At 42.0% G+C, this 15,579-nt stretch carries 19 protein-coding genes; 9 read left to right on the top strand and 10 right to left on the bottom strand.

Going from position 1 to position 15,579, the window contains the following annotated elements; translation table 11 throughout:
* Window positions 1-5: 5 nt before the first annotated feature.
* Window positions 6-584, bottom strand: a complete 579-nt coding sequence (locus FTV18_RS02225) for a nitroreductase family protein (RefSeq protein WP_034169994.1) — start codon at window positions 582-584, stop codon at window positions 6-8.
* Window positions 585-849: 265 nt separating this feature from the next.
* Here FTV18_RS02225 and FTV18_RS02220 point away from each other — a divergent pair, with 265 nt between their 5' ends.
* Window positions 850-1,227, top strand: a complete 378-nt coding sequence (locus tag FTV18_RS02220; RefSeq protein ID WP_171505595.1) for a hypothetical protein — start codon at window positions 850-852, stop codon at window positions 1,225-1,227.
* A gap of 60 nt (window positions 1,228-1,287) precedes the next feature.
* On the opposite strand, the gene rhlB is transcribed toward FTV18_RS02220, so the two are convergent.
* Together rhlB and FTV18_RS02210 are read right to left on the bottom strand one after the other, a co-directional pair.
* A complete protein-coding gene (gene rhlB / locus FTV18_RS02215; protein ID WP_004782458.1) occupies window positions 1,288-2,439 on the bottom strand; it encodes an ATP-dependent RNA helicase RhlB in 1,152 nt (383 codons plus the stop codon).
* A gap of 96 nt (window positions 2,440-2,535) precedes the next feature.
* Window positions 2,536-2,751: a cold-shock protein gene (locus FTV18_RS02210; RefSeq protein WP_004782461.1), complete on the bottom strand. Its 216-nt coding sequence runs from the start codon at window positions 2,749-2,751 to the stop codon at window positions 2,536-2,538.
* Between the two features lie 381 nt (window positions 2,752-3,132).
* Between FTV18_RS02210 and FTV18_RS02205 the strand changes: the two genes are divergently transcribed.
* The 6 genes from FTV18_RS02205 (at window position 3,133) to FTV18_RS02180 (ending at window position 6,957) form a co-directional block, all read left to right on the top strand.
* Window positions 3,133-3,366 (top strand): sulfurtransferase TusA family protein, encoded by a 234-nt coding sequence (locus FTV18_RS02205; RefSeq protein WP_175968201.1) that lies wholly within the window; start codon window positions 3,133-3,135, stop codon window positions 3,364-3,366.
* Between the two features lie 141 nt (window positions 3,367-3,507).
* Complete coding sequence (gene rpoH, locus FTV18_RS02200; RefSeq protein WP_180016663.1) at window positions 3,508-4,377, top strand: RNA polymerase sigma factor RpoH; 870 nt, start codon at window positions 3,508-3,510, stop codon at window positions 4,375-4,377.
* A gap of 137 nt (window positions 4,378-4,514) precedes the next feature.
* Window positions 4,515-4,880, top strand: a complete 366-nt coding sequence (locus FTV18_RS02195) for a DUF423 domain-containing protein (RefSeq protein WP_180016664.1) — start codon at window positions 4,515-4,517, stop codon at window positions 4,878-4,880.
* 39 nt (window positions 4,881-4,919) lie between these two features.
* Window positions 4,920-5,117, top strand: coding sequence for a sulfur carrier protein ThiS (gene thiS, locus FTV18_RS02190; RefSeq protein ID WP_005235073.1), 198 nt, complete (start codon window positions 4,920-4,922; stop codon window positions 5,115-5,117).
* A gap of 17 nt (window positions 5,118-5,134) precedes the next feature.
* On the top strand, window positions 5,135-5,917 hold the full coding sequence (locus tag FTV18_RS02185) for a thiazole synthase (protein ID WP_034702140.1): 783 nt from the start codon (window positions 5,135-5,137) through the stop codon (window positions 5,915-5,917).
* Window positions 5,918-6,231: 314 nt separating this feature from the next.
* Window positions 6,232-6,957, top strand: coding sequence for a hypothetical protein (locus FTV18_RS02180; RefSeq protein ID WP_180016665.1), 726 nt, complete (start codon window positions 6,232-6,234; stop codon window positions 6,955-6,957).
* A 40-nt stretch (window positions 6,958-6,997) separates the two neighbouring features.
* On the opposite strand, the gene FTV18_RS02175 is transcribed toward FTV18_RS02180, so the two are convergent.
* The 3 genes from FTV18_RS02175 to FTV18_RS02165 form a co-directional block, all read right to left on the bottom strand.
* A complete protein-coding gene (locus FTV18_RS02175; protein ID WP_180016666.1) occupies window positions 6,998-7,309 on the bottom strand; it encodes a putative quinol monooxygenase in 312 nt (103 codons plus the stop codon).
* A gap of 15 nt (window positions 7,310-7,324) precedes the next feature.
* Window positions 7,325-7,906 carry an NAD(P)H-dependent oxidoreductase gene (locus FTV18_RS02170; protein ID WP_179992280.1) on the bottom strand — a complete coding sequence of 194 codons (582 nt, stop codon included), beginning with the start codon at window positions 7,904-7,906 and terminating at the stop codon, window positions 7,325-7,327.
* A gap of 157 nt (window positions 7,907-8,063) precedes the next feature.
* The gene (locus tag FTV18_RS02165) at window positions 8,064-8,675 is read right to left on the bottom strand and encodes a glutathione binding-like protein (RefSeq protein WP_004782472.1); all 612 of its coding nucleotides are present in this window, start codon (window positions 8,673-8,675) and stop codon (window positions 8,064-8,066) included.
* 216 nt (window positions 8,676-8,891) lie between these two features.
* Here FTV18_RS02165 and FTV18_RS02160 point away from each other — a divergent pair, with 216 nt between their 5' ends.
* Both FTV18_RS02160 and trmB read left to right on the top strand, forming a co-directional pair.
* A complete protein-coding gene (locus tag FTV18_RS02160) occupies window positions 8,892-10,337 on the top strand; it encodes a SulP family inorganic anion transporter (protein ID WP_180016667.1) in 1,446 nt (481 codons plus the stop codon).
* 150 nt (window positions 10,338-10,487) lie between these two features.
* Window positions 10,488-11,204 carry a tRNA (guanosine(46)-N7)-methyltransferase TrmB gene (gene trmB / locus FTV18_RS02155; RefSeq protein ID WP_125279238.1) on the top strand — a complete coding sequence of 239 codons (717 nt, stop codon included), beginning with the start codon at window positions 10,488-10,490 and terminating at the stop codon, window positions 11,202-11,204.
* 43 nt (window positions 11,205-11,247) lie between these two features.
* Here the strand turns inward: trmB and FTV18_RS02150 are convergent, their stop codons facing one another.
* From FTV18_RS02150 to FTV18_RS02135, 4 genes are all read right to left on the bottom strand, one after another.
* Window positions 11,248-12,024 carry a Rossmann-like and DUF2520 domain-containing protein gene (locus FTV18_RS02150; RefSeq protein WP_180016668.1) on the bottom strand — a complete coding sequence of 259 codons (777 nt, stop codon included), beginning with the start codon at window positions 12,022-12,024 and terminating at the stop codon, window positions 11,248-11,250.
* An 83-nt stretch (window positions 12,025-12,107) separates the two neighbouring features.
* On the bottom strand, window positions 12,108-12,905 hold the full coding sequence (locus tag FTV18_RS02145) for a thioesterase family protein (protein WP_180016669.1): 798 nt from the start codon (window positions 12,903-12,905) through the stop codon (window positions 12,108-12,110).
* A gap of 62 nt (window positions 12,906-12,967) precedes the next feature.
* Complete coding sequence (locus FTV18_RS02140; RefSeq protein ID WP_180016670.1) at window positions 12,968-13,639, bottom strand: class I SAM-dependent methyltransferase; 672 nt, start codon at window positions 13,637-13,639, stop codon at window positions 12,968-12,970.
* Between the two features lie 242 nt (window positions 13,640-13,881).
* Window positions 13,882-15,570: an AMP-binding protein gene (locus FTV18_RS02135; protein WP_180016671.1), complete on the bottom strand. Its 1,689-nt coding sequence runs from the start codon at window positions 15,568-15,570 to the stop codon at window positions 13,882-13,884.
* Window positions 15,571-15,579: the final 9 nt, after the last annotated feature.

Raw genomic sequence — 15,579 nt, 5'->3', positions numbered from 1 at the left:
ATGCCTTAGTTTTGATTCCAATAACTTACATAATTCTGGGTCTGGATTTCAGCACGTGGTGCAATCGCTTTTGCCGCCGTACCGATATAGATAATGCCAGAAACCAGATCATCCTTACCAATGCCGAGCGACTGCTTGAAAAATTTTGATTCTACTACTGCGCCACTACGCCACATAGTTGAAAAACCTTGAGCCTGCAAAGACAGCAAGAAGTTTTGAATAGCGGCACCTGAACTCAAAATCTGCTCAAAATGTGGCACTTTCGGATGATCCTGCAAACGGGTTAATGCCAGTACCAGCAAAGGTGCACGAAAAGGATGATTCTTAACCCGTTCAATCTGAGCTGATTCAGTTTGACCCAGATCTATCAGTGCTTGCGATAACAGTTCACCAAATGCTTCACGTTGCGCATCCGGGATGATCACAAAAGTGGTAGGTTTTAACCGGTGATGATCCGGTGCTGTCAAAGCAGCTTTAAATGCCATTTCTAACTGTTCTGCATTCGGCGCAGGTGCCAGCAAATGTCCTATTGATTGACGTTGGTGAATATTTTGATGAACGATGTCGACCACAGATTCCGTCATTGCTTTATAGATCTATAACTTAAAAACTACGGTCAAGATTAGCATATTCCACTAGTAATACTCTAGAAACTTGCAAATACCTCTACCTTGAAAATATTTAAGGAAGATTACAATATTTTCTATGGAATCAATAAAAGGTCTCTTTCATTCACTTTTCTCTCATAGAGCAACATCAAAAATTGCCAAACTTATACAACAGCTCCTAATTCTGTGCTTTTTACTGTGTTTCAATATTCCCAGTTCTGTTTTCAAGCGAGATTTTATGATGAAAAAAACAATTGCGATCAGCGGATTAGCAGCTTCAGCTCTACTTTTAACTGCCTGTGCATCTAACCCGACTTCAGTGGCGGTTCAAAAGGAAAATAATCAGTTTGAAGTAACAGGATTAGGTAAAAACCAGTTAACCTCTAAAAATAATGCAGTGAATGCCGCCAGCAAAACCTGTGGCTCCAAAGCAACTGCGATTATTCTGGATGAAAAAACTTCTTATAATGGTGCACTAAAAGGTGTAGTCGATGAACAGACCGGACAAATGATTCAGGCTGCTGCGACTGTATTAGGCAATATTGCCGGCACCAACACCGGATTGAACCAGAATGATGATTATCAGACTGTTTTAACGTTCCGCTGTGAAGCAAAATAAGCTTCAACATGTGCAGTAATAAAAAACCGCTCTTTAAGAGCGGTTTTTTTGCAGTTTAGATTAGCAATAGCCTTCCAAACGGGTCAGCGGTAATTTTTGTCCAATCGCTTTTTCAATCTCTGGCAAATAGAACGCATCATCTTCCGCCAGGAAACTGATACTTACACCACGCGTTCCCGCACGACCAGTACGACCAATACGGTGTACGTAATCATCGGACTGTTCAGGTAAAGTGAAGTTAATCACATGAGATACGCCATCCACATGAATACCACGACCGGCAACGTCTGTCGCAATCATGATGTTATGTTTACCATTTTTGAACTGGTCTAACATTTTTAAGCGTTTGTCTTGGGCAATTTCACCTGACAGCATTACCACCTTATAACCATCACGTTTTAAATGATCATATAGCTTACGTACCTGATCACGACGGTTAGCGAAAATCATGACCTTTTCAATCGGCTCATCACGCAGAATGTCTTGCAGCAGTTTGTATTTATCTGCCTTCGCGACCATATAAACACGTTGTTCAACGTCGGCATTGGTTTTCTTTTCCGGCTCAATTTCAACAGTCACCGGTTCAAATAACCATTGCTGTGCCAGATTCAAGACATCATAGCTAAAGGTTGCAGAGAACATCAGTGTCTGACGCTGCTCTTTGCGTGGCGAGAAACGCACGATACGTTTTACTGATGGAATAAAGCCCATATCCAGTAGACGGTCAGCTTCATCAATCACCAGGAATTCAATCTGATCCAGCCAGACTTCTTTTTGTTCAACGAAGTCAATTAAGCGACCTGGCGTTGCCACCATGATATCGACTGGCGCTTTATCCAATTGAGCTTTCTGCTTGTCAAAATCTACACCACCTAGAAGTGTTACGACACTCAGGTCAGTAAACTTGGTCAGCTCATGCGCGTCGCTTTCGATTTGCAGGGCAAGTTCACGTGTTGGTGCCAGAATCAGTGCACGCGGTTCACCACGATAACGCTGTTCTTTTACCGGATTATTCAGCAAGTCATTAATCACGCTAATCAGGAATGCGGCTGTTTTACCCGTACCCGTTTGTGCACGACCAATAGCATCATGTCCTGCCAAGGTGAATTTTAAAACCTTCTGCTGAATCGGCGTCATGGAAGTAAAACCTAAAGCATCAATTGCCTTTTTCAGTTGGGGATGTAAATTTAAGGTTTCAAAACCAGATGACATAAAGCGCTGCTCTAATTTGATAATCACTAAGATGGAATAGTATAAACAAAAAACGCCCCAATTTATATTGGGGCGTTTATTAGCTTAATCCGAAGATTAGTCTAATGGTTGAACTTCTTCAGCTTGGAAGCCTTTTTGGCCTTTAACTACACTGAATTCAACACGTTGGCCGTCACGAAGTGAACGGTGGCCTTCGCCTTGGATTGCACGGAAATGAACGAATACGTCATCACCGCCGTTGCGTTGAATAAAGCCGAAGCCTTTAGTGTCGTTGAACCATTTAACTACGCCTTGTTCACGAGCAGCTGTCATAAGTTAATCCTCATTGATACTAAAAAAAGGACCACCCGGTGTTGCAAACAGCAGAGCAAACAAGTTTGAAAATATTATTTTTAAGCTTGTAATCATTCTGTAAAACTATTAACAAAATCCCGGTTACATCCATTGTGTATAGGGCGAAAAACAATCAATTTGTTTATCTGAAATCCTAAATACGCAACGAGCTTAACATGGGTTTATGACAATTAATAGATATTTTTTAGCTTTGTTCCTTTTGATTTAGTTATTTTTTTCACAATATATATCAGAAAAATTATATATATTATTTCATGTAACTTTTTAGCTAAATAGTTGGGTTTTGGCATCCTATTTGCTAATATTTATAGCCTTTTTTGCGATATGAATAAAACGGAAATGAGTGATAACCACGGTCAAGCGCATATTATTGATGCCATGGGTAAACCCTGTCCGATGCCGCTCCTGATGTTAAAGCGTGCATTAAAAGCAGATCAGGGCAAAACATTCTTGTTAAAGTCATCAGATCCACATAGTCAAACTGATGTTACACGGTATTGCCAAATGCATCAGTTAAAATGCGAATCTCAACAGATTTCTGCAACCGAGTATCACTACCTGATTGAATCTTAAAAATTTTCAATTAAACTGGATGCTCTCCATACTCGTATAAAAGTTTACATTTCTCTACCCAAATATCCATTATTTGAGGAGAGTTTGGATTAAGATAAAACCTAGTTAAGGGTTAAATCCCCCGCACTTCAAGGAGAACACATGAGTGACAGCCGCAATCAATTGATGCCCCTGTCATTATCGGCGCCAGGTGTCAATCTTGGTGCTTATATTAGCACTGTCAATCAAATTCCTATTTTAACGGCCGAACAAGAAAAAGAGTTGGCTGAACGCTATTACTACGACCAGGACCTGGACGCAGCAAAAATGCTGGTCATGTCTCATTTGCGTTTCGTGGTACATATTGCACGTAGTTATGCAGGTTATGGCCTGCCTCAAGGTGACCTGATTCAGGAAGGCAACCTTGGCCTGATGAAAGCCATTAAGCGTTTTGACCCGAGTATGGGCGTACGTCTGGTGTCATTTGCGGTGCACTGGATCAAAGCTGAAATTCATGAATATGTAATTCGTAACTGGCGTATTGTCAAAATTGCGACCACTAAAGCGCAGCGTAAACTGTTCTTCAATTTACGTAGTCTGAAAAAGTCTTCTAAAAAGTTAACGCTTGAAGAAGCTCAGTCGATTGCCAATGACCTGAATGTAACACCAGAACAGGTGTTGGAAATGGAAGGCCGATTGACGGCTTATGATGCAGCATTTGAAGCATCAGGTGACGATGATGACGAAAATTCAACTCACGTTGCTCCAGCACTATATCTGGAAGACAACCGTTATGACCCGGCACGTCTGATTGAAAATGAAGACTATGAGGAACAAAGCACCTCTGCCCTGCATGAAGCGATGGAACAGTTAGATGACCGTTCCCGCAATATCTTGCAGCGTCGCTGGCTGGATGATGAAAAGTCAACCTTGCATGAACTGGCAGCTGAATATAATGTTTCCGCCGAACGTATCCGTCAGCTTGAAAAGAATGCAATGGAAAAAATCAAAGTGGCAATGTCTTCAAACTAATGTATTGAATTAATAAACTAATAATCTTAAGAAAAAGCCTTCATATATGAAGGCTTTTTTTGTCTTTTAATGCCGTGTTTCAGCCTTAGCTTTTATGCTAAGGTTAAGCGCAAACTTTATTGGGAAGGTCAATTCAAATGTGGATTGCGATTTCAGCACTGAATCTTGCGCTTGCAGTCATGCTCGGCGCATTTGGTGCCCATGGTTTAAAGACTCGAGCGACTGAAGCACAGTTGAGCTGGTGGCAAACGGCCACAGATTATTTCTTCTACCATGCTCTTGGCTTACTTATTCTAGCAGTGATCAGCCGAGTAATTCCTGAATTGCCAATCAAATGGAGTTTTCTCCTGATTCAGGCGGGAATTTTCCTGTTCTGTGGCTCACTCTATGTCATGGCACTGGGTCTACCGCGCGGTTTAGGTGCAATTACACCAATTGGTGGTGCCTTAATGATTGCTGGCTGGTTAATTCTGGCCTGCAATGCCGTAAAATACCTCAAATAGGTCTGATGCTTTAATCAATAATCATGGAGGGTTGCCAAGATGCTGGTATATATCAATGGCGAACAACAAGAAACTCAATGCAAGAATCTGCTGGAACTGGTTCAAAGTCTGGCGCTTGAGGGTAAGCGCTTTGCAGTTGAGGTCAATGAAATGATTATTTCTAAAAGCAGATTGGGTGAAACGCCCATTTGCGAAGCGGACAAAATAGAAATTATTCACGCAGTCGGTGGCGGCTAATAACACTTGGAACAATTATGCAAGATTTATTACAGATCGGTTCACGCCAATTCCAGTCTCGTCTTTTAGTAGGCACAGGCAAATATAAAGATTTAAATGAAACAGATCAGGCCATTCAGGCCAGTGGTGCAGAAATTGTAACGGTTGCTATTCGCCGGGTGAATATTGGTCAGCATCCAGACCAACCGAACCTGCTTTCAGTGGTTCCACCAGAAAAATACACCATTTTACCAAATACTGCGGGCTGTTTTGACGCTAATAGCGCAGTACGCACCTGTATGCTAGCACGTGAACTGCTGGATGGTCATAACCTGGTAAAACTGGAAGTTCTGGGTGATGAAAAGACTCTTTATCCAAATATTACCGAAACTTTGAAAGCAGCGCGTACCCTGATTGATGACGGTTTTGAAATCATGGTCTATACCTCAGATGATCCGATCGTGGCACAAGAACTGGAAAGTATGGGCTGTGTAGCAATCATGCCTTTAGGTAGTCTGATCGGTTCAGGTCTGGGGATTCTGAATCCACACACGATTTCGATTATTAAAGAAAATGCCAAAGTGCCTGTGCTGGTTGATGCGGGTGTCGGTACTGCCAGTGATGCAGCGATTGCCATGGAACTCGGCTGTGACGGCGTACTGATGAATACTGCGATTGCTGCTGCACAAAATCCGGTCTTGATGGCCTCTGCGATGCGTAAGGCGGTTGAAGCGGGTCGTGAAGCATTCCTGGCCGGTCGTATGCCACGCAAACGCATGGCCAATGCCAGCTCACCTGAAACCGGTTATTTCTTTAAATAATAATCGAGGCTAGAGGCCCAAAAAATTATTTAAATCATGTCGATCTGTTCAGGAGTTTCCAGCAAACTCCTGGACTTTTAAATTTAGATACCCAATACCCCGGTCAACTTTGAAAATTAAATATTAAAAGTTCACGTCTTGGTTCGGATTAATTCGAATAGGAACTTCAAATCCATAGTTGAATTTATAAAAAAGCTTTAAAGTTCACCATAAATATCTATCCAATATTCAAAGAGATGACTTAACCTATTTTGCTAAACTTATCACTCAGCTTTGATCATCAATAAAATTATAAATAAAAGGAATTTAAACCGATGCTTTATCAGATCAAACTGCCTTTCCTATTTAGCACCCTGCTGTGTCTAGCATTTACACAAAGTGCTTGTGCGAAACCTCAGACAGGTAGTTCTCCTAAATCAAGCTATCAATCTTTTATTCCGAAAAACTGGAAAGTTCTAGAAAAAGCGCAAGGCGATTTAAATCAGGACGGTCAAGCAGATCTCGCGCTGATTATTGAAGATACTAATCCCGAAAACTTTGTTGCAAATGCAGGTGTAGGCAATCATGTTCTGAATACCAACAAACGAAAACTTTTGATTTTATTCAAGCAGGCAAATGGTTATCAGCTTGTAGCTAGTAATACTACTTTACCAACCGAAGGTGATGTAGAGTCGCCTTGCCTCACTGATCCACTTGGTGAATCCGAAGCCTTAAGCATTCAAAAAGGTGTACTTCGGGTTCATTTACATTACTGGCTAAGCTGTGGTTCATGGTATGTCACCAATTATACTTATACCTTTCGATACCAAGATAATGCTTTTAAATTGATTGGCTATGATGTAGATGATTTTCACCGTGCCTCGGGTGAGAGTACAGCACGAAGCATTAACTTTTTAACAGGCAAGCTAAAAACTACAACAGATGAAAATGAATTTTCAGAACAGACGCAACTTGCCAAAGTTCAATGGTCCACCTTAAAACACCGCTACGCACTGAAACTTGAACAGGTTCAATTTAATCAGCCACAAGAGTTCGAATAAAATTAAATATTACAAACTCTTTCAAACTGAGAATTACAGCTTAAAGTGCTTCTAAAATCCGAATCTTTACACTCGCAACCGCACCTTGAGCGGCTTTAGCATGTTGCTGCATATTTACACTATGCATGTGGGTTTCCAGATGCTGAATACTTTCCCATTTTTCAAACATCATGATTGAAAAAGGCACTTTGGTCTGTAATCGGCTCTCAATCTCTGGATGATCAATATAAACATCATAAAGATGACAGCCTGGCTCTTGTAATACCTGTGCGCGGATGTTGTTAAATGAATCCAGCACTGTTTTCATATCTTGTTCCGAATGACAGATGATTTCAGCAATAACGGTTAGCATGGTCATATCTCCTGATTAAGCAAAAATTTGAGTTAAATGTTCACGGTACTGTGCGATATACGCTTCAACTTCAGGGGCTTTAATTACATCATTCACAATAAATGTCGGTAAAGCCTGCATCCCCAAGAATTGGTTGGCTTTATGAAAAGGTAGGTAAACGCCGTCTACGCCCACGCCATGAAAAAACTGCTCGGTATCCGTAAACGCATCCATCGGTGCATTCCAGGTAAGAGATAACATATAGTTTTTATCGTGAATCAGGCCACCTGAGCCATATTTTTTTGAAGCATCTGAACGTGAGCGACCATCATTTGCATACAGGCTGCCATGCCCTTCGGTAAAAACATCATCAATATACTTTTTCACTGGCCACGGCGCACCCATCCACCAGCCTGGCATTTGGTAAATGACCGTATCTGCCCAAAGGTATTTTTCTACTTCTGCTTTTGCATCATATTCATTGTCAGCACGAGTTACCTGAACCTGATGCCCCAGCTTTGTTAATACTTCTTGAGCCAGTTCGGCCAAAGTATCATTTAACTGACCATTTGAGTGGGCAAAAGCTTTTGCGCCATTAATTAATAAAATATTTTTCATGGAAAGAACCTGAAACCAAAAATTTATGCAGGCACTATATAGACTCTGCTTATTGCTAAAAAGCAGTGATTTTGCAAATCATTATTGACTAAATATCAACAATTACTTTGGAAGCAATAAAAAAAGCGCCTTATGACGCTTTTTCAAAATTTTAGTATTAAGGAATCAAACCTTCATCACGCATTGCAATCTGTACAGACTGACGTTCTGCAACCTTATTACGGATATGAATAATATTTTTATATGGACTCAGATCATGTTCAATCTGGTTCGACCAGTTGGTGAGAACAAACAGGTAAGCATCTGCCGGACCGAAATTATCATCGACCAGATAATCATTGTCCGATTCACCAATCGCCTTATCGATATAACTCAATAAACGGTCAATTTCTGCATATGCTTTTTCTTTGGCTTCATCTGATAATTTTCCAGTGAAGAATACAGCATAAGCATCATGCAACTCTGAGTTGAGATAACCTAACCACTCCAGCACTTTGGCACGTCCCATGCCAGAAGGTGGAATCAGATCTTGTTTTGGATCGTGTTGAGCAAGAAACGGTAAAATTGCAACATTTTCTGTAAGAATTAAACCCGGATTAATTTCTAATGCTGGTACATAACCCTTCGGGTTAATTTCGTAATAATCTGCACCTTTTTCTGTTTTATGGGTTTTTAAGTCAACACGTTCCAAATCAAAATCGACATTAATTTCATTTAAAATAATATGAGCTGCCAAAGAGCACGCGCCTGGCGAATAGTAAAGCTTCATTTCTGATCCTTGTTATACACTTCTCAATGTTTTAAATCGCTTCTGACAAACTTTCAAGTGATCAAACCTGTAAATTGCAAAAAAGCGTAACTGTGATTCAGCACAGTTACATATTCAATATTGAGGAATTTACAGGTTTTTGCAAGTCAATCTTGTGTAGATTTTTATCTGTATCTGTTTAAGATACGCAGGTTCTCAAAATTTAGATGATATTTCGTGATTAACCTGAAAAAAGAAGAATGGTTTTCCAATATCCGGACTGATGTACTGGCAGGTTTGGTGGTTGGACTCGCCCTGATTCCTGAATCTATTGCCTTTTCTGCGATTGCCGGTGTCGATCCGCAAGTCGGCTTATATGCCTCTTTCTGTATTGCCGTGTCCATTGCCTTTTTCGGTGGTCGTCCTGCCATGATTTCTGCGGCTACAGGTGCAATGGCACTATTGATGATTACGCTGGTCAAGGATCATGGCCTGCAATACCTGCTTGCAGCCACGATTCTGACCGGAATCATTCAGGTGATTGCGGGCTTTTTTAAAGTTGCCAAGCTGATGCGTTTTGTGTCGCAGGCTGTGGTATATGGTTTCTTGAATGCCCTCGCGATCCTGATTTTTGTGGCACAAATCCCGGAAATTCACCGGATGGACAGTACGGCTTATCTGTTCATTTTAGTAGGTTTGGCAATTATCTATCTGTTTCCTTATATCCCGAAAATCGGTAAAGCGATTCCATCGCCTCTGATCTGTATCGTCGTACTGAGCGCACTTGCGTTAGTGCTTGGTGCAGATATGCGTACTGTGAGCGATCTGGGACAGTTTCCAGATACCTTGCCAGTCTTTCTTCTTCCAGAAATTCCACTGAATCTGGAAACTTTGCAGATTATCCTGCCTTATTCCTTTACTCTAGCCACTGTAGGTCTGCTTGAAAGTATGATGACGACTACAGTGATTGATGAAGTGACTGGAACTGAAGGTGACCGACATCAGGAATGTCGTGGTCAGGGTATGGCCAATATTGTCAGCGGTTTTATGGGCGGAATGGCCGGTTGTGCCATGATTGGCCAGTCGATTATCAATGTCTCATCAGGTGCTCGTACACGTTTATCGACATTAGTTGCTGGCGTATTTTTACTGTGTCTGGTGGTCTTCCTGAAAGACTGGCTGGCTTATATTCCTATGGCAGCACTGGTAGCTATTATGATTATGGTATCATTTACCACCTTCCAGTGGGGTGCAATCAAACAATTCGGCAAGCATCCGCTAGAATTTAATACCGTGATGATTGCTGTGATAATTGTCGTGCTTGCTACTCATAATCTGGCGCTCGGTGTATTTGTCGGTGTATTGCTCTCTGCTCTGTTCTTTATTAATAAGCTGGAAAGAACTGTACATGTCTCGACTTATTTGCATAAGCCTAATTCACGTAGCTATATAATTTCTGGACAGATCTTTTTCAGTAGTACAGAAAAGTTCTATCAATTCTTTGATTTTAAGGAAAGGCTGGATCATGTTGAGCTGGATCTGACGCATGCGCATGTCTGGGATGTGACTTCAGTAAATATGCTCAATAACGTCATCCAGAAGTTTAAAGCCCAAGGCATAGACGTGACTGTAATTGGTTTAAATGAAGCCAGTAGCACTTTGATCGATCGTTTTAGTACCTGATCAAGCTTGATCTATAAAAGAGCCAACTGGCTCTTTTATTTTGTCTGAGATCTCTGGCTCGATTTTTATGGAGAAATACCGAGAAAAGTTTGACTTGCACCGCTCAGGACTTAAAATACCGCATTCTGAATTTTTAGATTTGCCAAAATTATGTCGAACGATCAATTAGACCAGCAAGTCGTGGAGCTGGACAATTTAAGCGAGCACCGTGAAATTGTGACGTTTATGCGCCGCTCAGCGCCATTAAATACCTCTCAACGTACTGCGCTTGAACAATATGGTCACTTAATTTTGGAATATCCGGTAGGTGATTTGCGTCAGTATTTTGAACATCCTGAACGTCCGCTGACTGTAGAAATCGGTTTTGGCATGGGCCGCTCTCTGGTACTCATGGCTAAAGCGAATCCAGAGCGTAACTTTGTCGGAATTGAAGTACATGTACCGGGTATTGCGCAGTGCGTGTATGAAGCAGGTATGGCGGGCGTGACTAACTTACGTGTACTGGATGCTGATGCGATTCAGGTGCTTCGTGAAATGCCAGACAATAGCATTAACACCGTTCAGTTGTACTTCCCTGACCCATGGCAGAAAAAACGTCACTTTAAACGCCGTTTTGTATCTCATGACCGCATGCCATTGGTTGAGCAAAAGTTGGAACTTGGCGGTACTTTCCATGCTGCAACAGACTGGGAACCGTATGCTGAGTGGATGCTGGAAGTTCTGGAAGAACGTCCACGTTTAGAAAATCTGGCGGGTAAAGGCAACAGCTACCCTCGCCCTGAATGGCGTCCACAAACCAAGTTTGAGCGTCGCGGAATCGAAGCTGGCCACAAGATTAATGACTTTATCTTTAAGAAAATTTCTTAATATCTATAAGTCTAAAAAGCGCTGATTATTCAGCGCTTTTTTATTAGCTATGATGGTGTTCTAAAATCTGCTGACTGAGTAATTTATACACATCTGCCAAGTCTTGTCGTTCAGATTGCTCTAGCATCTGCTGATGCATATTCAGAATATTCTGATCACCACGCATCGCAGGTCCAGTCTGCCCCTGACGAGGATCATTTTTCGTCGCTTTATTGGCTGTTTCCAGAATCAATGGATAAAGCAGGCTAAAGTCTACCTGCTGTGCATCCACAATCTGCTTGGCCATGTCATAACAGTAGTTGCTAAAATTGCAGGCAAACACTGCAGCCAGATGTAAGCTCAAACGTTGGTCTGAACTATATTGATAAACTCGTTTGCTTAGGCTATTTGCTAAATGAGTTAAGATTTCTTGATCTTCTGGCTCAGACGCTTCAATAAATAAAGGCGTATTTTCCCAGTCAATTTCACGTTCCAGACTAAAGGTTTGCAATGGATAAAAGACGCCAGACTTTGCATGTACATCTGCTAGAACATTCAGGTGAGAACTGCCTGAAGTATGGACAATCAGCACATCTTGCAAGTAAAAATAGACTTGTCTGATGACCTCAGCAATTGATTGATCACTCACGGCAATGATCATCAAGTCTATATCCTGATTCAGATTTTCAGGTTGAGCGATGGCTTGCGCTTTAAATTGATCAGCCAGTTGCTGTGCTTTATCCAGAGTCCGGCTGTAGATCTGTACAATTTCATGTTGTGCTGACAATGCATGGGCAAGATGATAAGCCACACGCCCTGCCCCAATAATACTAATCCGCATTCATCAATATTCCTGAACCATTGCGCACAGCATGCCAATAAAAAAAGGATGAATCAATTCATCCTTTTGCTTTTAAATCAGTTTTAGAATTTTCGTAAGGTCAGAATCTGTTCACTGCGACCGAAAGGCCCGTGAATATCATGCAGCACACCGCTGGTGAGACCAATCCCATCTTCACCATACTGTTGCACCACTTCCAGCCCCAGCCATTCACCTTGCGGCAGACGGTACATATGAATCTGTAAATCTAGATTCGGGAATCCCCAGCCCGCATTCGGGTCCTGACGTGGCACAATGCCATTCGCGGTATCGACCATACCGAGTAAACGACTAAAATCTGTAGTCGGTCGTCCTTCTACCATATCCAATGAATTTCTGAGCCAGACAATGCCTTTGCCTGCACGATGATCAGGATGTGCACGGGTTTCAATACTTTGAATATAACCGCCCGGCCAGCAACTCATACCCTCCCAAACCGGTAAAAACTCAGGGCTTTCAATCGGAAAATCTTCGATACCTGCAATGGCCCGGCTATCCGAAGTCAGCATCCTCCAGGCACGAGCAACGATACAGGTTTTTCCATTGGCACACATTTCCGCCTCAATCAGTTCAATAGTTTTGCCAGGACGGATCATGCGTGTAGTAATAGAAAATTCACCAAATGCAATCAGCCCAAAAATATCCAGTCCAACCCGGCCAATGCGCATTTCTGATCTAGGCTGAAACTGTTCTAGTTCAACACATAGAATACCGGTTGCTGGCGCCATGTGCTGTTCATGAGGATTCCACGCACCTTGAGCATGAATATTGGAACGATAATAGGCAGTAGTACTGCCATCTGCATGCTGCTCGCGCTGGATCAAACTATAATATGCTGACATTCTTCTTAAACTTCCTTGATTATTCTCTTAAACTTTAAAATTCATATAAAGTATCATGATCTTTATTTTCTGAGTAAAAAACCATAATAATTCATGATTTGACTATAAATTTTGTGTTGTTTAAATCCGACTTTTGTTAAAAGTTCATTTGAATCTTCCGCTGAAATCAGAAAAAAGTCCTGCTGCAATCTGGCCAGCATATTTTCGCTTTGCTGCACACTAAGTCCGGTTTGCTGTGCCATTTTTTGCATTACCTTTAATTCATTCTCATCTTCTGGTTGCATCAGATCATAGGTCAATCCGATCCCGCCAGCTTTAAGGCTCTGATAGATAGCCTGAAAAAAATCAGATTTCTGAGGTTCAGGAATAAAATGGACGACTAAAATAGCGAGTGCAGCATCGAATGAATTTTGTTGATCCAGTTCCTGAGTGGTGCACTGTATAAACTGAACTCGTTGTTCAGCGCCAATAGAAGCCAGCTGCTTCCTTGCCTGCTCAAGCATTGCAGCGGAAGGATCAATCGCAGTAAATGTCCAGTTTGGATGCTGTTGCAATAAATAAGATAGTTCATAACCAGTTCCGCAACCCACAATCAGGATATGTGCATTTTCTGGAAGCTCAGTACTGAGTATGGCTTCAATCTGCTGATGCACCAGTTCATAGCCAGGAATCAGTTTACGGATATGATCATCATAACTTGCGACCACCACTTCACTGTGAAAGTTTTTTGCCATCTGTTTACTCTGATTTATATAGAAATAGATTTTTATCTATTTAAAGAAATTGCTAAATACATGACCTCAATTTGCAAGATGGATTCTTCTTCCATTGTGCAGGTGCTTCGTTACTTTGACTGGGCAAAGTAACCAAACCCCTCTGTTTCATTGATATGGCATCCTTGCCATACAATGAAACGGCGGCATCCATGCCGCCAGGTCATCTGATCAAATACTATTTAAACTTAGCTTTAATTAATTTAAGCAATCTCTTTTAAATTTAATTCTTCACGCATAAATTCACGCAACTTGAACTTCTGTGCCTTGCCTGAAGCTGTCATCGGGAAGTCATGGAAGAAACGCACATAACGCGGCACTTTGTTATGCGAGATATGCTCGGCACAATATTGGCGGATGGCTTCTTCGGTACATGGATCATTCTCATGCAGGATAATGCAGGCACAAAGCTCTTCACCATATTTATGGTCTGGCACGCCAATCACCTGCACATCCGACACCGCTGGATGGGTGTAAAGGAAATCTTCAATTTCTTTCGGGAACAGGTTTTCACCGCCGCGAATCACCACATCCTTGATACGACCCTTGATTTTGACAAAGCCTTCATCATCCATTTCCGCAATATCACCGGTATGCATCCAGCGTGCAGCATCAATCACTTCCTGAGTCTTGTCCTGATCTTCCCAATAACCGAGCATCACGGAATAACCACGCACACAGAGTTCACCTAATTGACCGCGCGGCACCACCTTGCCATTTTCATCGACAATTTTAACTTCCAAATGCGGATGGACACGGCCAACTGTACTCACACGACGTTCAACACTGTCTTCTGTTGAACTTTGGGCACTTACCGGTGCTGTTTCAGTCATGCCATAACAGATGGTAATTTCAGACATATGCATTCGCTCTATTACACGCTGCATAATTTCCTGTGGACACGGGCTACCCGCCATAATACCGGTACGCAGACTGGATAGATCAAATTCGTCAAACTGCTCATGTTCCAGCACGGCAATAAACATGGTCGGTACGCCATAAGCCGCAGTACATTTTTCCTGCTGAATGGCTTTCAAGGTTTCCAGCGGATTAAATACGGCAGATGGATAAATCATGGCTGAACCATGGGTAATACAGGCCAGATTGCCCATTACCATGCCAAAGCAGTGGAATAGTGGAACAGAAATACAGACACGGTCTTCCGGACTTAAGTGAATCGCCTCACCGACAAAGTAACCATTATTTAAAATATTGTTATGGGTCAGCATCGTACCCTTAGGATTCCCTGTGGTGCCTGACGTAAACTGGATATTGATAGTTTCATCGAACTGCAAATCAGTGGAGATCTGTTGCAGCTGTTCCAGCTCTTGAGCACTTGGTGTAGGCATTAAATCCTGAAAACGATGAATGCCAGTATGCTGCTGCTCATCAATTTTAATGACATGCTTTAAATGTGGGAGACGCTCTGCATTCAGTAATTTATTTTCAGCCTGTTTTAATTCAGGCGCAATTTTGGTCAGGATTTCCTGATAGTCCGTGGTTTTAAACTGCGATGCAATGACCAGTCCCTTACAGGACACTTTATTCAGGACATATTCCAGCTCATTGCTTTTATAGGCCGGATTCAGGTTAACCAGAATAATGCCTGCCTTGAAAGCTGCGAACTGGGTAATAGTCCATTCCACACAGTTCGGCGACCAGATCGCCAGACGGTCACCTTTTTGCATACCCAATTTCAGCAGCTGACAGGCAAAGGCATTGACCTGATCCTGTAGCTGCCGATAACTCAGGCGTATGTTCTGATGCATACTGACAACTGCATCGCGATCTGCATATTGTTCGCAAGCCTGATCAAATTTTTCACCAATCGTCATACCCAATAAAGGCTGGCTGCTGGTTCCATAGGCATAGCTTAACCGTACTTGTGTCATTGAATCGAT

The organism is Acinetobacter sp. YH12241 (genome assembly GCF_013417535.1).
Lineage (GTDB): Bacteria > Pseudomonadota > Gammaproteobacteria > Pseudomonadales > Moraxellaceae > Acinetobacter.
Note: the sequence above shows the minus strand (reverse complement) of the source record. Positions and strands in the feature narration are given on the sequence as shown.